Below are 20306 nucleotides of genomic sequence, written 5' to 3' on the forward strand. Positions count from 1 at the left end.
CGGGCGAGCTGACGAGGTCGGTTCGGCCAGCCCCGCAGAATTTGCCGCATGTGGTTGTAACCCTTATGGTTACGACTAGAACCGAGGGGTGGGGGAGGCGGAGTCCGACGTGAGCGCCAACAGCAGACTGACCATCGCGGCGCACGCCCTGACATGGATCGGGCTGTATCAGCGGCGCGGACACGAGGTCGCCACCTCCGAGCAGATCGCGACGAGCGTCAACACCAACCCGGTGGTGATCCGCCGCCTGCTGGCCAAGCTGAACAAGGCCGGCCTGGCCGATTCACGGCGGGGGGCGGGGGCGGGCTGGATGCTCGCGCGGGACCTGGCGGCGATCACCCTGCTCGACGTCTACCAGGCGATCGAACCAGGGCCGGTCTTCGCCCTGCATCGCGCGACGCCGGACCCCGAGTGCGTCGTGGGCCACGGCATCGGGCCGGTGATGACCGCCCTGTACGACGACGTGGAGGCGGCCCTGCGCGGAGAACTGGCCAAGACCACGCTGGAGGACGTGCTGCGGGACGTCTTGAAAGCCGCCTGACCTCGGACCGCCGGCTTCCCCTGAGCAAGGGGGTCGCGTCCCCCGCCCAACGATGTAACCAAAATTGTTACATCAGGAAATCGGAGAGTTCCATGTGACAGCTGGACGCCAGGACCGCTTCACACGGCCACTGACCGAATCCGGGTTCGCGCCGGTCGATCTTGGCACGCTGCGCGAAGGCGGGGCGCTCATGCCGCTCGGCGGAGCGCTGAGCGGCAAACACTTCCCGTTCCAGGGCTGAGGCCCGACCGGCACGCCCCATACGAACGAAAAGACAAAGGACAAGGACGATGGCAACAGATACTCAGACCTCGCGGACCGTGGCCGAGAAGTTCGTGGAGCGCCTCGGCAGGCAGGACCCCGCCGGCATCCAGGAACTGTTCGCCGAGGAGATCGACTGGTACGTCCCCGGCAGTGACACGTTGTCCTGGGCCGGGCGCCGTACCCGCCGGGAGGAGGTCGCGCCGTACTTCACCACGATGTGGCCGCACTTCGTGCACGGCAGGAGCGAGGTCGTGCTGGAGCGCGTCATCGTCGACGGTGGTGACGTCGTACTGCTGGCGGTCTGGACGCACACCGTCGCGGCCACCGGGAAGGAGTTCACCACACCGGCGGCCATACACCTGACGGTCGAGGACAACCGGATCGTCCGCATGCACCTGTACGAGGACACGCTGACCGTCGAGAAGGCGTTCAACGCCGACTGAGCGAAGGGTGCTCAGGGGCCTGGTGGCCCACCGCCGCCATGGCGGCCAGGGCCCCATGGCGGCGGTGGGCGGTGCCTGAGCCGGGAGTTGGCGTTGCGCATGGTCCTCCGCGTGCGCGGAGCTTGGGCACACCCGGGAGATCCGCGCCTCCCACTCGCCCATGGTCCTCCGCGTGCGCGGAGCTTGGAGTAAACGGCCTGCGGAAACACAGGTCGTTATCTCCTCGCAGCCTACCTGGAGAACATGCCGCTCCCCCGCCAACCTTCGATCCGGACTCATCCTCACACAGCCAGGACAGCCGGGTAAGAGCCGGGAGCCACGTCAGGCCCGCCTCTGCTCGGGACGCGCCCGCCTCAACCAGCGGTGCGAACGCCCCGGGCGATGAACGCCGCCTCCCTGGCACGGGCCCGGGTGACCACACCGCGCAGGGCGGGGTCGGTGAGCAGCACCACGGGAGCGATCCGGTTCGGCGCGGTGGGGCGCCACCCGGGCAGGGCCTCCTCGATCACGGCCCAGGCCTCGTCCCGGGCGCCCCGCGCCGCCAGCCCCCGGGCGGTCTCCAGCGCCTCCTCGAACTCCGGGGGCTCAGGCGTCCGGTGCTCGTCCAGCCACGCCTTCCAGACGGGGCCCTCCGCCTCGTCCTCCTCGGGCAGCCCCGGCACCGCCTCGCGCAGAAACCCCGGCGCGGGGCTCATGTGACCTCTGGAGTCGAGGGAGAGGCCGTACAGAGCGAGCGGGACCGCCTCGGCCCGGATCTGCTCCACGCCGACCTCGTCCACCACCCGGGACGACAGGACGTTGCGCAGCTCGTGGTGGACCCACCGCGGCTCCAGGAAGGCGGACAGGACCACCTTGAGGTAGGCGGCCGCGGCCGACCCCCGGGTCTCGGCCCGGTCGAAGGCCGTGAGCGCGAGGTCCACGTTTCCGGCCAGTGCCTCACGGCGCCCCAGCTCCAGCAGTTCCTCGGCGCCGTCGGAGCGCACGGGGTGCCCGTCGCCGCCGCTGAGCTCCTCGAAGGAGACGCGCTCGGCGTGGACGAGCGAGGCGAAGGAGCGGTGCCGGTCGCCCAGACCGGGGTACCAGCTCGCCCAGATGTAGGCCGCCCACTCCCCGTCGGGGGAGACGTCGCCCGCGTCCAGGATCCAGTACTGGGCGTCGGTCTCGGAGGAGACCAGCAGCAGCGGCCCGACCAGCCCCTCGTCTACCAGGTGCTCCTCGTCCAGACCGATGAGGTCCTCCAGACCGCTGAGGTTCTCCAGACCGAGCATGCTCGCCAGGCCGGACCATTCGAGGTCGGCGGTGGAGCTCAGCGAGTAGACGAACGTCCCCATCCGCCCCCAGCCGTCGGACGCGGCGAGGAAGGAGCGGTAGCTCGGCGGCAGCCGACGGCCCAGACGCTCCTCCAGGGCCGTGATCCGCTCCTCCGGGGCGCCCTCGTCGCCGAGCCAGGACGAGGTCCGCTCCTCCTCGGTGACCTCCTCCCCCTCCGCCTCGGCCACACGCAGCATGTCGGCGCTGTACTCGGTGAGGTAGGCCCGCCACTCCTCGACGGTCGCCGGGAGCACGGGCGCGTCCTCGTCCCCGTCCTCCGGGGCGACCGCCAGGCCCAGGAACGGTTCCGGCCCGCTCCGCGCCGTGTGGCGCAGCCCGTGGAAGGCCTCGTAGGCGCGGTCCTCGGCGAAGAACCGCACCCGGTTGAGCTGGAGCTCCCCCGCGCCCGCGTTGCGGGTGACCTCCAGGCGCAGGTAGCGCCAGGGCGTGCGCGCGCCGGGGCCGCTGACGGTGAAGTCGCGTGCCAGGTGGCGGCCGGGGAAGAACTCGCCGGACCGGGCGTCGAGGAGGGTCCACTCCCGGCCGTCCGAGGACCCCAGCAGGGACCAGTCCGCGGGGTCGCGGTCGGGGAAGTCGTCGGCGGAGTCGAGCACGTAGCGCCGGACGGCGACGGGCGCGGACATGGTGAAGTCCAGCCGGTCGGCGCGGTGCCGGGACAGCCACTTGCCCCTGGTGGCGTCGAGCAGGTTGAGGGCCACCTCGCCCGCCTCGGCGTACTCGTCACCCGCGCGCACCGAGCGCACCATGCGGGTGAGGCCCTCCGCGCTGGGGCCCCCGACCGGCTCCAGTTCGACGGCGCGCAGTAGGACCGTTCCCCCCGCGCCCTCGCGGTCGGCCCAGTCGACCCGCGCGAGCGGAGGTCCTCCGTCCTCGACGAGCAGACGCAGTTCCCGGTCGCCGCCCTGGATCCGGAACCGGTGGCCGCGGCGTTCGGAGGGTTCGTCCAGGCGGGTCCCCCGCCACTCGTACTGGACCCCGTCGGAGGTGACGCGGGTACCGGTGAACCCCTTCATGTCGGGGTCGAACACGGCCGCGGCCTCGCCGCCCTCGCGGTCGCGCCAGCCGATCCGGGCCGGTGCGACCGGCTCCCCCGGTTCGAGGAGGACGTTGAGCCGGGGTGCTCGCGCCCACTCCTGCGCACCGACGCGTCGGCGCTCGGTGGAGAAGGCGAGAGGGGTCGTGTGTCCGGTCATGGGGTTTCCCAGCGGTGAGGGGATGGGGATCTGTCGGAGGGGAGGCGGGCGTCGCCGCCCGCGCGTCCGCAAGGAGGGTACGGGTGCCCACCGACGTTCCGGCCCCCGGCCGAGCCCCTCTCACCGTGACGAATCCCGTCCACCGGGACAACCGGCTCCGACCACGGCAGGATCACGGACATGCCCGAGACCGTCAAGCAGAAGGCCCGCGCGATCCTGTTCGACCGGCAGGGGCGGCTGGTGCTCATCAAGCGGACCCGTCCGGGCCGCGCCCCCTACTGGACCACGGCCGGGGGAGGTGTCGAACCGGAGGACGCCTCCGTGGAGGCGGCCCTGCACCGCGAGGTCCTCGAGGAACTCGGCGGACGCGTCGACCGGGTGCGCGAGGTCGTGGTCCTCACCGAGGAACTCCCCGAAGGAACCCTCATCCAGCACGTGTTCGTCGCCCGGTTGACGGAGATGGACCCCTCCAGCCGTACCGGACCGGAGTTCTCCGACCCCGCGCGGGGAACCTACGAGACCGTCGTCCTCCCCGGTACCGACGCAGCCCTCCGGAGCATCAGTCTGCTCCCGGACTCGCTGGCACGGTTCCTGGAGGACAACCTGCGCGACTTGTGCGCCCTGGTGGCCGACCCCCGCACGGAGACGCCCCGCGGGTGAGTCCGCCGGGCCGAACCGGCCGGACGACGGCGAAGGGCCGACCCGGGGAACACGGCTGGCGGACCGGGGACACCACGCGCCGCGGAACGCGAGCGGGGAAGGTCCCGCCGTCCCCGCGTGCGCGGAGCCTGGGACCTTCCCCTTCTCTCGCGGTGTGCGCGGCTCAGGTCACGGAGCCGGGCCCTGACCGGAGCCGCCCGCGCCGTCCCGCCGACGGTCGCCGCCCGTCTGGCGGTCGGGGAGCAGGCCCCGCGCGCACGGCCGCCCGAGGCCGCGCGGAGCGGCTCACTCCGCCTGCCGCTGGCGCTGCGGCCCCGGAGCGGGCACCGGCGTCGAGCGTCCGGACACGCCGCCCAGGTAGGTCACGACCGGCGCACCCGTGTGCGGAGAGGTGTCGACGACGGCTTCGACCGCGTAGACCGAACGGATGAGCTCGGGTGTCAGCACGGCGGCGGGAGGACCCGACGCCGCTATGCGGCCGGCGTGCAGGACCGCGACCCGGTCGCAGTAGCGCGCGGCCAGGTTGAGGTCGTGCAGGGCGGTCACCACCGTCATGTCGAGCGATCGCAGCAGGGTGAGGACGTCGAGCTGGTAGCGGATGTCGAGGTGGTTGGTCGGCTCGTCCAGCACGATCACCTCCGGCCGCTGCGCGAGCGCGCGGGCGAGCTGGGCGCGCTGTCGTTCACCGCCGGAGAGCGTCCGCCACGACCGCGACCGGTACGCGCGCATCCCGGTGAGGGCGAGCGCCTGTTCGATCGCGGCACGGTCCTCACCGTCCAGTCCGGCGAAGGTGCCGCGGTAGGGCGTCCTGCCCAGCGCCACGGCGTCGTCGACGGTGATGTCGGTGTGCACCTCGGGCGACTGTTCGACGATCGCCACCCGCCGGGCGACCGCGCGCCGGGGCAGGGAGCGGACCGGTTCCCCGCCCAGGAGCACCGTCCCGGCGTCCGGGCGCCGAAGCCCCGCCAGGATGCGCAGCAGGGAGGTCTTGCCCGCCCCGTTCGGCCCGAGCACGGCGAGCACCTCGTTGGAGCGCGCCCGGATCGAGACCCCGTCGAGGATGCGTGTTCCGCCGACCGACCACGTGATGCCGTTCGCCGCCAGTGCCGTCATTGCCGTGCCGCCTTGCCCAGAACGATCGCGAACACCGGCGCTCCGAGCAGCGCCGTGATCACTCCCACCGGGATCTCGTGCGGAGAGAACGCCGAGCGGGCGAAGGTGTCGACCCACACCAGGAAGATCGCGCCCCCGAGCCCGCTGAGGGGAAGCAGCAGGCGGTGCGCGGGCCCCGCCAGCAGGCGCACGACGTGCGGCACGAGCAGCCCGATGAACCCGATCGCCCCGGACGCCGCGACGGCCGCCGCCGTGACGAGCGCGGTGAGGACCATGAGCGTCACCCGTGCCAGGGTCACGTTGATCCCGAGCGAGGAGGCGGTGTCCCAGCCGAAGGTGAACGCGTCCAGGGCCGGGGCGAAGAACAGGCAGCCGAGGGCTCCGAGCACGATGACGGCGGACGCCACGAGCAGCGGTTCCCAGCGTGCGCCTCCGAGCGAGCCGAGCAGCCAGTACGTGAAGCCCCGGGTGGCGTCCGCGTCGCCGTCGAGCATCAGCACGAGCGAGGTGATCGCGGAGAAGAACTGCGACACCAGCACACCGGTGAGCACCACGCGGGCGGGGTTCGAGACGCGTCCGCCCCCGATGAGGAGCAGCACGATCGCGAAGGCGGCCAGCGCGCCGGCGAAGGCGCCCGTGGAGAGGGTCACCGCGCCCGAGCCGAGCCCGAGGACCATGATCGAGACCGCTCCGGTGGACGCACCGGAGGAGACCCCGAGCAGGTACGGTTCGGCGAGCGGGTTGCGGGTGATCGACTGCAGCACCGCGCCCGAGACCGAGAGCCCGAGGCCGACCACGGCGGCGAGGAGCACACGCGGCAGGCGCGACTCCCAGATGAGGGCGTCGATGAGCGGCGGTGCCGCCGGGACGGGGGCGAGGGCGCCCAGACCGATGTTGCGCAGGATGATCCCGAGCACGTCGAGCGCCCCGATGTTCGCCGTGCCGACGAAGGTCGCGACGACGATCGTCACGCACAGCGCGACGACGAAGGAGGCGACGATGAGGGACGAGCGGAGCCTGCCCGGTGCGCGTTTCGGAGGGGCCTCGGCGTCACCCGCCGCCGCCGGGGGGTCGGCGTCGGAGAGCGGCTCCGTGTCGCGGGGGCTGGTCCGCGCGGGGTCGGTGAGTCCTGTCATCTTCGCGCGAACACCACGACATCGTCGTAGTACCGCCAGATGACCCCGGTTTCGGCGAAACCGGCGGTGCTGAGCGCATGCAGGTGCAGTTCGAGCGGTGCGTGCGGTGTGGGCGGGCGGTCGGCGAAGCGGCGCTCGCGCTCGGCGTGGTGCCGTCCGAACGCGTCGTGCGCGACGGCGTCCGCCCACCACTCGTCCCAGGTCCGCACACCCCGCGCGTGCGCGTCGTGCTGGGTGCGTTCGTCGTCGGCCGCCGCCGCCCCGGTGAGGAACGGCTGCGAGCGCGGGTCGTAGCGCAGGTGGTCGGCGTTCATGAAGACGCCGTCGGCGGGGAGCAGGCCGCCCAGGGTGTCGTAGACGGCGACGAGCTGCGCCGGCTCCAGCCAGTGGAGCGCGGTCGAGGAGACGGCGACGTGCACCGGCCCCTCGGGCAGCCGGTCCCTCCAACCGGGTGCGGCGAGGTCGGCGTCGACCGGCGTGAAGCGCGAACCGTGGCGCTGGCCGAGCCAGGAGCCCGCGATGGCGAGCAGCACCGGATCGTAGTCGACTCCGACCACCCGGGCGCCCGGGAACCGGTCGAGGACGCGCTGCGAGAGGCTGCCGGGACCGCACGCCAGGTCGAGGACGGTCATGCCGGTCCCGTCGGCCCCGAACGCGTCCGAGGAGGCGCAGGTCCGCGCGATGACGTCGAGCATGATCTCGAACCTCTGCTCGCGGTGGGTGATGTAGGCCGCCTGCTGGGCGTCCCAGTCACCGATGAGCCCTTCGAGGGCGTTCGTGGTCGTGGTCGTCATTACTCGGTCTCCATGTCGATGAGGCCCCGCGCGACGGTCGGGACGGCCTGCACGCTGTGGACCGACGGGTCCATGTGCTGGCCGGGCACGACGATGAAGCGGTCGTTGACGACGGCGTCCATGGTCGAGGTCAGCGGGTCGTTCTTGAGGAACTCGATCTTCTCCTCGGCCGTGTCGCCGGGGTATCCGCGGCTCAGGTCCGCGAGCACGAGCACGTCGGGGTCGCGCTCGGCGACCTCGTCCCAGCTGACCTCCGGCCACTTGGTCGAGGCGTCACTGAAGGCGTTCTCGGCGCCGAGCATCTCGGTCACGGTCTGCGGGAGTCCGCCGGGCCCCGCGACCGACGGGGTGGAGGAGGACGACGCGGTCGAGTAGAACCAGACCAGACTCGGTGTGCCCTCGACCTGTTCGGCGATCCGCAGTCCCTCGTCGACCACGGCCCGCTGCTCGGCGACGAGCTCCTCGCCCGCCTCGGGCACGTCGAAGACCCGGGAGATCGTCTCGATCTCGTCGAAGAGCATCTCGAAGGTCGCGCCGCCCTCGACGGCCTCGTGGTAGATGCAGTCGAACTCGCTCAGGTAGGTCGGGACGCCGAGCTCGTGCAGTTCGGCGCGCTCACCGGCGTTCTCGGCGGTGAGGAACGAGGCGAAGGACGAGTAGACGAAGTCGGGCTGCGCTTCGAGGAGGGTCTCGTGCTTGAGCAGGCCGTCCGTGAGCAGGGGGATGCTCTCGTAGGCGTCGGCGATGTCGCTGGGGACGGGGTCGGTCTCGTAGGAGGTGCCCGCCATGCGGTCGGCCAGGCCGAGCCGGATCATGATCTCGGTGGCCGACTGGTTCAGTGAGACCGCGCGCTCGGGGGCCTGCTCGACGGTCACCTCGGCGTCGCAGTTCTGGATGCTGAGGGGGTAGGAGGTCGTGCCCTCGCCCGCCGCCGCCGCGGAGTCGGTCTCGGAGGCGGGCGCCGTCGCGCATCCGGCCAGAGCGAGAACCGATACGACTCCCACGGTTCTGATAATGGTTTTCAGTTCCATGGCGGTAGGCTACAGCGCCTCTGTCACCAGCCCGTACTCCACCGCGTGACGGCCGAGGGGGCGCCCACGGCGTCCCGCGGGCGCCTCCCTCCGGGGCCGCGTGGCCCGAAAAGCCCGGGAATTCGGCTCTGGAAGAAGCAGGGCACACCGGTGCGGGGCGCCCGTTTCCCGACGGGCGCCCCGGGGGCTGTTCCGCGTCCGCGTGACCATCACCACAGGCGGGGACGGCCGCCGACCCCGCCGACACGGGTTCTCCGACCAGCGCGGCCCTTCTCGCCGACCGGCTCCAGCGGTCACCGGCGCGAGCGGCCAGCGGCATGGGTGGTCGGCTCCGCGCGGGGCCCCGTACCAGCCGGCCGCCGGAGCGGTGGGGGGACCGTCAGGCGGAACGGCGGCGGACCACGATCACGTTGTCCATGACGCTGGCCGTCGTGCCGTCGGGCCCGTTGGCCACGCGCTCGGCGCTCTCGCAGCGTTCGGTGCTCCAGCCGTCTCCGAGCATCAGCGCGCCCAGGGTCTCCTCCGGCGCGGGGAACGTGGGCTCCTCGTCTCCGAAACGCCAGGACCAGGGCGCGGTGGACGCGTGGTCGACGAGGATCAGCCGACCGCCGACCGCCACGTGCCGGGCGGCGCGGCGCAGGACCCGTTCTCGGTCGAACGCCACCGGACTGTGGAAGTAGAAGGCGCAGACCAGGTCGAACGGACCGGCTGGCAGCGTGCGGGACAGGTCGTGCCGCTCGGCTCGCAGGCGGTCCAGGCCCTGCGCGGCGGCCATGTCGGCGATGCGCGCGACCGCCGTGGCCGAGACCTCGGTCGCGGTGACGTGCCAGCCTTGGGAGGCCAGCCACCGGGCGTCTCCGCCCCGTCCGGAACCCAGGTCGCAGGCGCGCCCCGGCGCCAGTTCGAGGTCACGCACCAGCTCGGTGAGCCGGACGTTGGGCGGGGGCGCCGCGACGGGCTCGGCCGACTGGTGCAGCGGTTCCCAGAACTCGGCGCTGGGTGAGGTGGGTTCCTGAGCGTCATGTGTCATACGGCGATGCTGGCCGACACCCGCGATTCCGGGCAAGGTCCTTTGCCGAAGCAGCAAATACGCAGGCCCCGCGGGGATTCGCCAGGGCCACTCCCCCATATGACAATGATAACTGTTGTCAGTTTGCTTGTCCGTGGGCACCGTGGACACCGGCGAGGGCGCCCCGTCACTTCCGGACGCCGCCGGTGCCGCACCGGTCACCGGCCCCTGCGTCCGCTACCTGGTCAGGAACCGGGACTTCGCCGCCCCCCTGGGGGGGACGCGGGGCGGCCCCGGGACGTCGGACCGGGTCAGCCCCCCGTTCCCCGCACGGTGTGCGGGATCTCGGCCACGTCGACGACGCGTTCGAGGCGGGCGAGGGTCTCGGCCCGGTGCGACGCCATGAGAACGGTGCCGTCGAACTCGGCGATGACGTCGGAGATCACCCGTTCGGTCGCCGGGTCGAGGCTGGCGGTGACCTCGTCCACGAGGAGGACGCGCGGTCGGCGGGCGAGGGCGCGGGCAAGGCAGAGGCGTGCCCTCTGCCCGCCGGACAGCCGCACACCCGCCTCCCCGAGTTCGTCGTCGAGACCGATCCAGGCTGCGGCTCCGACGCGTTCGAGCAGGGCCGCCAGGTCGCCGTCGGACCGCGGCCCGCCACCGCGCAGCAGGTTGTCGCGGACGGTGCCGTGGAAGAGCATCGCGTCCTGGTCGACCAGGGAGACGGCCTCCCGTAGTGCCGCGTCGTCGAGACCGGCGACGGGTACGCCTTCGCCGTCCGCCGTGACGAGTTCGACGGTGCCCGTCGAAGGGTCCCAGAGGCGTGCCGCGAGGGCTATGACGGTGCTCTTACCCGAGCCGGAGGGGCCGACCAGCCCGACGTGCTCGCCGGGGGCGAGTTCGGTGGACCAGGACGTGAGCGTCGGCTGCCGGCCCTCGTAGGAGAAGGACACGTCCCGGAACCGGAGGCCGAGCGGCCCGGCGGGCAGCTGTCGTGGCGCTTCGGGGACGGCGACGACCGAGGGGCGGTTGATTCCGGCGGCGACGCGCTCGGCGGCGGAGGCGAGCGGATGGAGCCGGGTGAGGGTGTCGGTGGCGTCGACGATCGCGGCGATCCCGGCCAGGGCCAGTGCGACCAGCGCGGGCAGCGCCGCGGGGGCCAACCGTACCGGGGCCCCTTCTGAGAGCACGCCCGCGGCGGTGGCGCTGGTGGCGATGACACCGATGATCACGGCGGTGAGGATGAGTTCCCGGATGACGGTGACCAGTCGCGAGAGCAGTTCGCGCCGTCGCGCGATCGCGGCGGCGCGCGCGGTGGCGGCACTGGTCTCGGCGACGATCCGGGGGGCGAGTCCGTAGGCGAGTACTTCGCGCAGGGCGCCCAGCGCGTCCACGATGTGCTCGGACAGGTCCGAGCGCTCACGCTGTTCCCGCTCGCCCAGCCGCCGGGCGGCGCGTGCCCCGTACAGTGCGCTGCTCGCCACGACGGCGGCGCCGAGGAGCATGACGAGTGCGGCTTCGGGCAGCAGGACGAACGCGGTGGCGAAGGAGGCGGCGAACAAGGTGAGCGAGGCGCCGAGCTGGGCGACCGTGTGGGCGTAGAAGAACTCGAGCTTTTCGATGTCGTCCATCGCGACGGCCGCCGCGCGTCCGGAGTGCTCGCGGCGCCGGCCGGGAACGCTGCGCGCGTAGGCGTCGAACAGCGCCATCCTCAGCCGGGCCAGCACGCGGTAGGCCAGGGCGTGGGAGACGTCCATCTCCCGCCAGGTCAGGACCACGCGCAGCAGCACGAGCCCGAGGACCAGGGTCCACCACACAGGTCCGGGCGGTGTCCGCTCCACGACGGCGTGGCCGACCGCCCACGCCGTGAGGACGGTCAGACCGGCCAGGCCGAGCGCGCTCGCGGTGCCGAGCAGGTAGGACCAGAGCATCCCCCGCCATTCGGGCCGCAGGACGGGCAACAGTTCACGGAAGGCCCGGAACGCGGAGGAGGTGTTCACGAGGCGCTCCTGTACAGGTGTCCGGAGTCGAGGCTGAGCACGTCGGGAACCTCGGTGAGGGTCTCGGAGCGGTGGCTGATCATGATGACGACGCGATCGCGGGCGACACGGTGCAGGGTCTGGATGACGTCCGCTGAGCGGTCGGCGTCCAACGCGCTCGTCGGCTCGTCCACCAGGAGGACCGGGCGCCGTGCCAGCAGTGCGCGGGCCAGGGCGAGGCGTTGACGCTGTCCGCCCGACAGGCTGGTACCGGCTTCGGTGACCTCGGTGTCGAGTCCGCGCGGGAAGCGCTGGATCTCGTCGAGGATTCCGGCGTCGCGGCAGGCCGCCACGAGGTCGGCTTCCGCGGTGGCGCCGGTGACCGCGAGGTTGTCGCGGATGGTCCCGGCGAAGAGCACCGGCCGCTGGGAGACCACGGCGATGTCGGAGGTGCGGAGCGGCCGACCGTCGAGGTCGATGCTTCCCGCGCGCGGAACGAGGAAACCGAGGAGGAGGTCGAAGAGGGTGGACTTCCCCGCCCCGGAGGCTCCGACGATCGCGGTGAGGGAGCCCCTCCGGGCCGTCAGGTGGAGGTCGTGGACGACGTCGACGGGGGCGTCGGGGTAGCGAAAGCTCAGACCGGTCACACGTAGCGCGTCCGCCGGTCGGTCCCCGACCGTCTGGCCGTCCCCGGGGTCGGACGCGGTGCGGGCGGAGGCGGTGTCGCGCTGTTCGGTGAAGGCCCCGATCCGCTTGAGGCCGGGGATCGCGGTGAGGCCGAGGAACCCGGCGTGCCAGTGCCGTGAGAGGTCCCGAACGGGACGGAACGCCTCGGAGGAGAGCAGGAGGATCAGGTAGACCTCGACGGCGGGAGTCTGCCCGGTGACCGCGTGGGCGACGGCGACGGCTGCGGCGGCGACCGCTCCCCCCTGGACGGCCGCGTCGGTGACGGCCGTCTCCCCCAGGGAGCCGCGCATCACCCGTTCGGTGGCCCTGCGCAGCGCCTCGGAGCGGTGGTCGAGGCGCTCGCGGGTGCCGGACACATCGCCGAGCGCGCGCAGGGTGGCCATGCCGCGCAGGGACTCGAGCAGGTCGGCGCTGAGCGCCTCGTAGCTGTCCCAGTGCTCGAGTCCGCGCCGGGCCATCATCCGTTTCCACGCCATGGGACCCGCCAGTGCGAGCACGACCCCGGCGGCCACGCACAGTCCCGCCCACGGTGAGAGCCAGAACAGGGCGGCCACAACAATCGGGCAGGTGAGGAGCAGTTGCACGATGGCGGGCACGTACTTGGAGACGTAGGCGTCGATGCCCTCGACGCCGTCGCCGAGGCTGGCACGCATCGAACCGTCCCGGGCCGCCGTGTCGTGCAGCCTCTCGGGCACGAGTGCGGCCCGCATCGCGCGGCGGCGGACCGCCTGCCTGACCCGGCCGCCCAGACGTGCGGAGGCCGACGCCTGGGCCAGGGAGAGCACCAGGCGCGCCAGCGCGATCCCGAGGAGCAGCGACAGCGCGACGAGCACTTCCCGGGCCTGCCCGTGCAGCACCGCCGACATCGACCAGGCGATCGCCACGGCCTGCCCGGCGTAGGTGAGGAAGACGAGGACCAGCAGGGCCGTGCTCCGTGCCAGGAGCGCGGGGAACCGGGCCGCCTCCCGCCACAGCAGGGGGACGATCATCATGCGGCTGACTCCTCGATCTCGGCGACGGTCCGGCAGTCCATAGGCCATTCCTTCTCAAGGCATGACGCATCGGTCACGTGCGCCGATTCGTGTTCTCGGGGGACGAACGAGGCGCACTTTACTTGAAAACGATTATCGTTTACAATACCTTCGACCCATGGGCCCCCAGACCCTCCCCGTGGCCGACTGTCGTGCGGGCCGCACGCACACCGTCGCCGACGCCACGGGGCCCACCGGGCGGACACCGGCTCACCGGTGACCGAGCCCGAGGGGCACATCCCGCGCATGGCTCCCTCCCCGCACGGGCGCACCGTCTGGCGTCCAACGCGCCGAACGCGCGGACGAGAACGCCGCGCTGGGGCTGGTCGACACCGCCACCGGATCAGCACAGACCACTCCACCGACGACCTGAGAGAGCCCCCGCGACAGATGCCACGAGCAACCGACGGAAGCCGCCTGTCGACTTCCCCCCACCGCCTTCTGGCCAACGCGCGCCCCGGAGGGACACCTCCCGGAGGCGCTCCGGCCCCGGCCGCCCCCGCGGCGAACACCCGGCGACGCGGCGTGCTCGCCGCCCGGACACTCGTTCCGGTCCTGGCTCTCGCGCTGCTGGCGGTGATACTGGTGTCGACGAGCGTCGGCACGATCGACGTGCCCCCGGCGGACGCCCTGCGCATCGTCATCGGCCATCTGGCGCCCGGGATGCCGTGGATGTCCGACGGGTCGCTGACGACGGTGCAGGACAACGTCGTCTGGCAGTTCCGGTTGCCCCGCGCGCTCCTGGCCGCGACCGCCGGTGCCGCGCTCGCCCTGGCCGGTGCGCTGATGCAGGCCGTGGTCCACAACTCCCTGGCCGAGCCCTACATCCTCGGCGTCTCCGCCGGCGCCGGGGTCGGCGCGGTGTCGTTCATCGTCCTGGGCGTCGGCACCAGCTCCCTCGGGATCGGGGGCTCGGCCTTCCTCGGTGCGCTCCTGGCCACCGCGGCCGTTTACACCCTGGCCCGCAAGAACGGGCGCATCGCACCCCAGCGCCTCATCCTCGCGGGCGTGGCCCTCGGCTCCCTCTTCAGCGCCGTGACCAGCTACCTGACCATCACCACCGACGCCCAGAACGTCTTCGGCATCATGTTCTTCCTGCTGGGTTCGGTCTCCGCCGCCACGATGGGCCACCTCGCCCTGCCAGCGGCGGCGCTGCTCATCGTGACGCTCTACGCCGCGTTCCGCGCGCGGGCACTCAACGCCCTCCTCGTCGGCGACGACGCGGCCGCGTCCCTGGGCGTCAACGTCAACCGGCTGCGCAGCGGCACCCTCATCGCCGCGGCCCTGCTGACCGGATCGGTCGTCGCGGTCTCCGGAGGCATCGGCTTCGTCGGACTGATCATCCCCCACATCGCGCGCATCATCGTCGGTTCCGACCACCGCAGGATGCTCCCCGTCGCCCTGCTCGGCGGAGCGGTGTTCCTCGCCACCTGCGACTTCCTGGCCCGGACCCTGGCCGACCCCTCGGAGATCCCCCTGGGTGTGCTCACCGCGATGGTCGGAGCACCGTTCTTCCTGTGGCTGCTGCGGCGCGACCGCGCCGAAAGCGTGGGGGTGGGCCGATGAGAGTGGACATCGAGAACCTCTCCGCCCACCGCGGCGGGCGGCCCGTCGTCACCGACGTGAGCGTCTCGGTACCCTCGGGCACCGTGCTCGGGCTGCTCGGACCCAACGGGAGCGGCAAGTCCACACTGCTGCGCGCCGTGTCGGGGCTCGCACCCCCCGCGGCCGGACGCGTGCTCTTCGACGGCGCCGACATCACCGCGCTGAACCGCAAGGAGCTGGCCCGCCAGGTGGCGGTGATGGCACAGGAACACAGCGAGGAGTTCGAAATCCCCGTCCTCGACATGGTCCTGCTCGGGCGCATCCCGCACGGACGCGGGTACGGACGCGATTCCGACCGCGACATCGCCCTCGCGCGGGAGGCCCTCACCCGCGTCGGCGCCGCGCACCTGGAGGCCCGCTCGTTCTCGGCCCTCTCCGGTGGCGAGCGCCAACGCGTGCTCTTCGCCCGCGCGCTCGCCCAGGACACACCCGTGCTCGTCCTCGACGAGCCCACGAACCACCTCGACATCGCCCATCAGCTCGAACTCCTCGATCTGGTCAGAGCCACCGAGTGCACCGTGATGGTCGCCCTGCACGACCTGAACCTGGCCGCGCGCTCCTGCGACGCCATCGGCGTCCTGGCCGAGGGGCGCCTGCTCTCCCTCGGCGCCCCGGACGAGGTACTTCACACCGACCTGGTCCGCTCGGTCTTCGGCGTCGAGTCCACGGCCGTCGCCCATCCGCGTTCCGGACGGCGGCACCTGCTCTTCGACGCCCGCAGCCCGCTGAAGCCGAACGACCACGGTGACACGGACCCATCCGCCCCCACCCAGGAAGAAACCACCACCCCATGACAGGCAACACGACCCGGGCCGGGTTCCGGCGCCGTTCCCTCAACCTCTCGACCGCGTGCGCCGCACTCGCCGTGGTACCGCTGGCGCTGACCGCCTGCGGTACCGGCGTCATCAGCGACCCGGCGGCCACCGAGTCCTCCGGGCCGACCGTGACGATCACGAACTGCGGACGGGAGCTGTCCTTCGACACCGCTCCCGAAAGTGTCGTCGGGTTGATGCCCTCGCAGACCGAACTGCTCATCCGCCTCGGTGTGCGGGACTCCATCGTCGGCCAGGCCCAGACAGAGGTCTCGGCGCTGCCGGAGGACATCGCTGACCAGGCCGCCGACATCCCGGTGGTCAGCGCGGACGCGCCGCCGACCCGCGAGGACCTGCTCGCCGTCGCCCCCGACTTCGTGGCCTCCCCCACGGAGTACGAGTTCACAGCCGAACAGGGCTTCGCCAGCATCGAGCAGCTGAACGAGAACGGCGCCCAGGCCTACGTCGCGACCGGTGGCTGCGCCGACCGCCGCAACACCGCGGAGCTCACCGACGTGCTGACGGACATCGCCGACCTCGGCGCCATCCTGCGCGTCCCCGACAGGGCCGAGGAGCTCGCGCAGGACACCGAGGAACGGCTGGCCGCCGTGGAGGCCGCGATCAGCGACTCTCCGCGACCCGCCGTCGCGCAGGTCTACGTCGAGGGCAACTCACTGTCGGCCATCGGCGCGGGCATCGAGGCGGACATCATCAGGACCGCCGGCGGCGACAACGTCTTCGACCCCGACGCCCCCGAGTTCGCCGACTTCTTCGCCGCCCAGATCAACCCCGAGGAGATCATCAGCCGCGCCCCCGAAGCCATGGTGTTCGGTGTGAGCGGACCCCAGCACGAAGAGCAGACCCGCGAGTACCTCCGCAACACGTTCCCCGACGTCCCGGCCGTGGAGGACGACGTCCTCATCGCCGTTCCCGCGAGTGACCTCTACCCCGGCTCACTGGGGAACATCGACGCCGTGGAGACGATCGCCCAGGAGCTCTACCCGGACGCGTTCTAGCGTGTCGTTCGACCCCGACCCGTGGCCTGGACACCGCTCCGGCCGCGGGTCGGGGCGTTCCCCCGGACACCACGCTGAGGTGCCCCGGGGGCGGGGTCGGCGCGAAGCCCGCACCACCGTCGCGCGCGTCCAGAACGGCCGGGTCCTCCGTGTACGACAGGCCCGTCCCGGTCCGGGTGTCCGGGCGGTCCCGGCGCGCCCGTGGACGGGCCGTCCGCCGAGGCTCCCTCTCCTGAAGGCCGGTGAAACCCTCCCAGTGAAACGTTCTTATTACGCCCACGCCTCCTCCTGATCGCGCCGCACACACCGAAAGCCCTGTCCAACGGGGTCCGGCGGTGGCGGGGCAAGGTTTTTCCCGTACAGCCATTGACCACCGGAGGGATCTGTTGGAGACTTCGCTGAAACGTTTTAAAGCCTGTTCCCCGACCGGTTCCGCGTGTGCGCGCACGACTTCCCCCCATCCCCCTCGGCGCCCTGCTCCGGCGAGCGCAGGAAGGAATCCCCCATGTCCCACACACCACCGCCCACGGAACGCCCGTGCTCCGGTTTCACCCCCACACGCCGCCTGTTCCTGGGGCTGAGCGCCTCCGCGGGCACGGCCGCGGCCCTGTCGACCACCCTCGGCGCACCCGCGGCCGTGGCGGCCCCGCAGTCCTTCACCCGGGGCTTCGAAGCTCCCGCTGCCGCGGCCCGGGCCAAGTTCCGCTGGTGGTGGCCGCATGGCCTGGTGGACCCGCAGGAGGTGGCCCGCGAGATCGACCAGGCCGCCGACGCCGGGTTCGGCGGCATGGAGGTGGCCGACGTCCACCACAGCTCCTCGGAGCCGCTCGACCCCGAGGGGCACGGCTGGGGCACCGGACCCTGGCGCGAGGCCGTGGAGGCGGCGCTGTCCCGGGCCGAGGAGCGCGGGATCGTCGTCGACATGACCATCGGCCCGTCCTGGCCCGCCGCGGTGCCCGGCCTGACCCCGCAGGACAGGGCCGCCGTACGCGAACTCGCCCACGGCGTGCGCTACCTCGCCTCCGGCGAGGAGGTCTCGGGCGCCCTGCCCGAGCCCGTGGCGGAGCCGGGGCACGGGGTGGAGTCGCGCGAGCTCTTCGCGGTGCAGGCGGTGCGCCTGGCCGAGGGCGCCTCGCCCGAGGACGAGCGCACCGCCTTGGAGGCCGACACCCTTCAGGACCTGACCGCGTCGGTACGGGACGAGGAGCTGACCTGGACCGCCCCTGGTGAGGGGGACGGCTCCACCTGGGCCCTCATCGCCTACTGGGAGCGCGGTTCGGGCCAGCGCCCCGAGGGCGGGCCCCACACCGAGCCGGTCTCCTACGTGGTCGACCACTTCAGCGGCATCGGCGCCCAGGCGGTCATCGACTTCTGGGAGGAGGAGGTCCTCACCTCCGGGATCCGCGCCCTCCTCCGGGGACCGGCGGGCGGTGCGATCTTCGAGGACTCCATCGAGATGGAGACCGAGGCGACCCTGTGGACACACGATCTGCCCTCCGCCTTCGAAAGCCACCACGGCTACGACCCGCTGCCCTACCTGCCGGTGCTCGTGCGCGTGGACGAGGACCAGGTCTTCTCCTTCGATCCCGACACCGACCGCCGGGCACTGGACGACTTCAACGACCTGCTCTCACAGCTCTACATCGACCATCACATCGCCCCCCTCCAGGAGTGGGCGCACGGGCTCGGCATGGGCTACCGGATCCAGCCCTACGGCCTGCAGACCGACGCCGTGGCCAAGGCCGCCATCGTCGACACCGCCGAGGGCGAGTCGCTGGGCTTCAAGAACCTCGACGACTTCCGCTCCCTGGCCGGCGGGCGCGACCTGGGCGGCAAGAAGGTGCTCAGCAGCGAGGCGGGCGCGGTCTACGGCGGCTCCTACAGCACCACGTGGCAGCAGACCGTGCGCACCATCGCGCGCGAGTACTCCGCGGGCGTGAACATGGCGGTCCTGCACGGGTTCTCCTACGCCGACGCACCGGGAGCGCGGTGGCCGGGGTTCGCCGCCTTCACCCCCTACAGCGGCGGAGTCGGCTACAGCGAGTCCTGGGGGCCGCGCCACCCCACCTGGCAGCACGTGTCCGACGTCTCCGGCTTCTTCGCGCGGGCCCAGCACACCCTCCAGTCGGGCACCTCGACGGTCGACGTGGCCTTCCTGCGCCAGAAGGGCTACGCCGGATCGGGCTTCGGCGCCGCCTACTTCAGCCAGGAGGGGGTGCGCCAGGGCTGGACGCACCAGTTCGTCAGCCCCCGCCTGCTCCGCGTCACCGAACCCCGGGTGGAGGGGGGCCGTCTGGCCCCAGAGGGGCCCGCCTACAGCCTGCTGGTCTTCGAGGGGGACGCGTTCAACGGACGGCTCCCCACCATGGAGCTGGACACCGCCCGGCGGATGGTGGAGTACGCCCGGTCGGGACTGAGGATCCTCGTCGTCGGGGACTGGAGCGCCCCGCAGGAGCCGGGGACCGACCAGAGTTCGGCCGAGGAGCTGCTCCGGACCATGGAGGAGCTGCTCGCCGAGCCCGGCGTGCACCGGGTCGACTCCCGCGAGGACATCCCCGCCGGGCTCGCGGCACTGGACGCGCGGCCCGCCGTCTCCTACGCCCAGGGGTCCCCCCTGCTGCACGCGCGGCGACGGGACGACGATCTGGAGCTGTACTACTTCACCAACGGCTCCGACAGCGAGACCGTCGACCACCGGGTCACCCTCCCCGCGGACACCAACCACGCCTATCCCTTCGCGCTGGACCTGTGGAGCGGACGGATCACCCCCCTGCCCGAGCACACGCGCGGCGACGGAACGGTCGACGTCGGCGTACGCCTGGCGCCGGGGGCGTCGACGGTCATCGCCCTGGCCCCGCCCTCGTGGACGGCCGGCCACGGCGATCCGGGACAGAAGATGCCGCCGGGGCAGCTGAAGAAGCTGCGCGTGGACAGCACCGACGCCGACGAGGTACGGGTGGAGGACGGGAAGGCCGTGGTCCGGGCCTCCTCGGCGGGCGCCTACACCACCGCCCTCTCCGACGGGAGCACCGTCTCCACCGCCATCGACTCCGTCGGCGACCCCGTCGATCTGGCCTCCTGGGAACTGGAGGTGGAGGACTGGCGGCCGGGAGGGTCGACCACCGACACCGAGGTGGTCCTGCACGAGCACTCGTTGTCCTCCCTCGTCCCCTGGCGGGAGATCGAAGGGCTGGCCGACACCTCCGGTATCGGTCGCTACACCACCACCGTCGACCTGGGCGAGGGGTGGACCGGGGGTCACGGCGCCCGTCTGGACCTGGGCCGGGTGAGCGACACCTTCCGCGTCACGGTCAACGGCACGGACCTGCCGCCCTGCGACCAGCAGGACACCGTGGTCGACATCGGCCCCTGGCTGCGCGGCGGCTCCAACACGATCCAGGTGGAGGTGGCCACCACCCTGATCAACCGCATGCGGGCCTTTCGCCCCGACGTCTACGGCGACGTGTCCCGACAGGACTACGGACTGCTGGGCCCGGTGCGGCTGCTGCCCTACGGCCAGGCCGAACTGTGACCGCCGCCCGGACGGGCCCGGCGGCCTGCTGGAGCGGGGACAGGGGCGGATCACCCGTGTGACGGGGCAAGCGCCCCAGGGCCGCGAAGAATGACAGAACGGGCATCACACGCGGCTCTGGGGCCAAG

At 72.2% G+C, this 20306-nt stretch carries 15 protein-coding genes; 7 read left to right on the forward strand and 8 right to left on the reverse strand.

Translation table 11 applies throughout. The features are described from left to right. Nucleotides 1–109: 109 nt before the first annotated feature. The gene (locus tag EV372_RS28170; protein WP_130398563.1) at nucleotides 110–541 is read left to right on the forward strand and encodes an Rrf2 family transcriptional regulator; all 432 of its coding nucleotides are present in this window, start codon (nucleotides 110–112) and stop codon (nucleotides 539–541) included. A 290-nt stretch (nucleotides 542–831) separates the two neighbouring features. Continuing rightward, nucleotides 832–1248, forward strand: a complete 417-nt coding sequence (locus EV372_RS28180) for a nuclear transport factor 2 family protein (protein ID WP_130398564.1) — start codon at nucleotides 832–834, stop codon at nucleotides 1246–1248. Between the two features lie 353 nt (nucleotides 1249–1601). On the opposite strand, the gene EV372_RS28185 is transcribed toward EV372_RS28180, so the two are convergent. Then, complete coding sequence (locus EV372_RS28185) at nucleotides 1602–3773, reverse strand: SMI1/KNR4 family protein (RefSeq protein WP_130398565.1); 2172 nt, start codon at nucleotides 3771–3773, stop codon at nucleotides 1602–1604. 180 nt (nucleotides 3774–3953) lie between these two features. Between EV372_RS28185 and EV372_RS28190 the strand changes: the two genes are divergently transcribed. After that, on the forward strand, nucleotides 3954–4433 hold the full coding sequence (locus EV372_RS28190; protein ID WP_130398566.1) for an NUDIX domain-containing protein: 480 nt from the start codon (nucleotides 3954–3956) through the stop codon (nucleotides 4431–4433). Nucleotides 4434–4718: 285 nt separating this feature from the next. Here the strand turns inward: EV372_RS28190 and EV372_RS28195 are convergent, their stop codons facing one another. The 7 genes from EV372_RS28195 to EV372_RS28225 all read right to left on the reverse strand — a co-directional run bounded on the left by EV372_RS28195 (nucleotide 4719) and on the right by EV372_RS28225 (nucleotide 13174). Next, nucleotides 4719–5546 carry an ABC transporter ATP-binding protein gene (locus EV372_RS28195; protein WP_130398567.1) on the reverse strand — a complete coding sequence of 276 codons (828 nt, stop codon included), beginning with the start codon at nucleotides 5544–5546 and terminating at the stop codon, nucleotides 4719–4721. Next, on the reverse strand, nucleotides 5543–6682 hold the full coding sequence (locus tag EV372_RS28200) for an iron chelate uptake ABC transporter family permease subunit (protein ID WP_130398568.1): 1140 nt from the start codon (nucleotides 6680–6682) through the stop codon (nucleotides 5543–5545). Before EV372_RS28200 ends, EV372_RS28195 begins: the two co-directional genes overlap by 4 nt. After that, on the reverse strand, nucleotides 6679–7476 hold the full coding sequence (locus EV372_RS28205; RefSeq protein ID WP_130398569.1) for a class I SAM-dependent methyltransferase: 798 nt from the start codon (nucleotides 7474–7476) through the stop codon (nucleotides 6679–6681). The genes EV372_RS28200 and EV372_RS28205 overlap by 4 nt, the downstream gene beginning before the upstream one ends. Next, on the reverse strand, nucleotides 7476–8480 hold the full coding sequence (locus EV372_RS28210; RefSeq protein WP_253793928.1) for an ABC transporter substrate-binding protein: 1005 nt from the start codon (nucleotides 8478–8480) through the stop codon (nucleotides 7476–7478). Before EV372_RS28210 ends, EV372_RS28205 begins: the two co-directional genes overlap by 1 nt. 406 nt (nucleotides 8481–8886) lie before the next feature. After that, the gene (locus EV372_RS28215) at nucleotides 8887–9537 is read right to left on the reverse strand and encodes a class I SAM-dependent methyltransferase (protein ID WP_130398571.1); all 651 of its coding nucleotides are present in this window, start codon (nucleotides 9535–9537) and stop codon (nucleotides 8887–8889) included. Nucleotides 9538–9827: 290 nt separating this feature from the next. After that, a complete protein-coding gene (locus tag EV372_RS28220; RefSeq protein ID WP_130398572.1) occupies nucleotides 9828–11516 on the reverse strand; it encodes an ABC transporter ATP-binding protein in 1689 nt (562 codons plus the stop codon). After that, the gene (locus EV372_RS28225; RefSeq protein WP_130398573.1) at nucleotides 11513–13174 is read right to left on the reverse strand and encodes an ABC transporter ATP-binding protein/permease; all 1662 of its coding nucleotides are present in this window, start codon (nucleotides 13172–13174) and stop codon (nucleotides 11513–11515) included. The genes EV372_RS28220 and EV372_RS28225 overlap by 4 nt, the downstream gene beginning before the upstream one ends. Nucleotides 13175–13603: 429 nt before the next feature. On the opposite strand from EV372_RS28225, the gene EV372_RS28230 reads away from it, so the two are divergent. The 4 genes from EV372_RS28230 (at nucleotide 13604) to EV372_RS28245 (ending at nucleotide 20178) form a co-directional block, all read left to right on the forward strand. After that, complete coding sequence (locus EV372_RS28230; protein WP_130398574.1) at nucleotides 13604–14779, forward strand: iron ABC transporter permease; 1176 nt, start codon at nucleotides 13604–13606, stop codon at nucleotides 14777–14779. Continuing rightward, the gene (locus EV372_RS28235; RefSeq protein ID WP_130398575.1) at nucleotides 14776–15612 is read left to right on the forward strand and encodes an ABC transporter ATP-binding protein; all 837 of its coding nucleotides are present in this window, start codon (nucleotides 14776–14778) and stop codon (nucleotides 15610–15612) included. The genes EV372_RS28230 and EV372_RS28235 overlap by 4 nt, the downstream gene beginning before the upstream one ends. Beyond that, nucleotides 15609–16646, forward strand: a complete 1038-nt coding sequence (locus EV372_RS28240; RefSeq protein ID WP_130398576.1) for an ABC transporter substrate-binding protein — start codon at nucleotides 15609–15611, stop codon at nucleotides 16644–16646. The genes EV372_RS28235 and EV372_RS28240 overlap by 4 nt, the downstream gene beginning before the upstream one ends. A gap of 505 nt (nucleotides 16647–17151) precedes the next feature. Then, entirely contained in the window at nucleotides 17152–20178 is a 3027-nt protein-coding gene (locus EV372_RS28245; protein ID WP_130398577.1) for a glycosyl hydrolase, read from the forward strand. Nucleotides 20179–20306 lie beyond the last annotated feature (128 nt).

The sequence above is a fragment of the Nocardiopsis sp. CNZ308 genome (genome assembly GCF_004217075.1).

Bases quoted from the DNA above. Each gene is read 5' to 3' on its own strand.
- EV372_RS28180 (WP_130398564.1), top strand. From the start codon at position 832: ATGGCAACAGATACTCAGACCTCGCGGACCGTGGCCGAGAAGTTCGTG.
- EV372_RS28185 (WP_130398565.1), bottom strand. From the start codon at position 3,773: ATGACCGGACACACGACCCCTCTCGCCTTCTCCACCGAGCGCCGACGC.
- EV372_RS28190 (WP_130398566.1), top strand. From the start codon at position 3,954: ATGCCCGAGACCGTCAAGCAGAAGGCCCGCGCGATCCTGTTCGACCGG.
- EV372_RS28195 (WP_130398567.1), bottom strand. From the start codon at position 5,546: ATGACGGCACTGGCGGCGAACGGCATCACGTGGTCGGTCGGCGGAACA.
- EV372_RS28200 (WP_130398568.1), bottom strand. From the start codon at position 6,682: ATGACAGGACTCACCGACCCCGCGCGGACCAGCCCCCGCGACACGGAG.
- EV372_RS28205 (WP_130398569.1), bottom strand. From the start codon at position 7,476: ATGACGACCACGACCACGAACGCCCTCGAAGGGCTCATCGGTGACTGG.
- EV372_RS28215 (WP_130398571.1), bottom strand. From the start codon at position 9,537: ATGACACATGACGCTCAGGAACCCACCTCACCCAGCGCCGAGTTCTGG.
- EV372_RS28225 (WP_130398573.1), bottom strand. From the start codon at position 13,174: ATGATGATCGTCCCCCTGCTGTGGCGGGAGGCGGCCCGGTTCCCCGCG.
- EV372_RS28230 (WP_130398574.1), top strand. From the start codon at position 13,604: ATGCCACGAGCAACCGACGGAAGCCGCCTGTCGACTTCCCCCCACCGC.
- EV372_RS28235 (WP_130398575.1), top strand. From the start codon at position 14,776: ATGAGAGTGGACATCGAGAACCTCTCCGCCCACCGCGGCGGGCGGCCC.
- EV372_RS28240 (WP_130398576.1), top strand. From the start codon at position 15,609: ATGACAGGCAACACGACCCGGGCCGGGTTCCGGCGCCGTTCCCTCAAC.
- EV372_RS28245 (WP_130398577.1), top strand. From the start codon at position 17,152: ATGTCCCACACACCACCGCCCACGGAACGCCCGTGCTCCGGTTTCACC.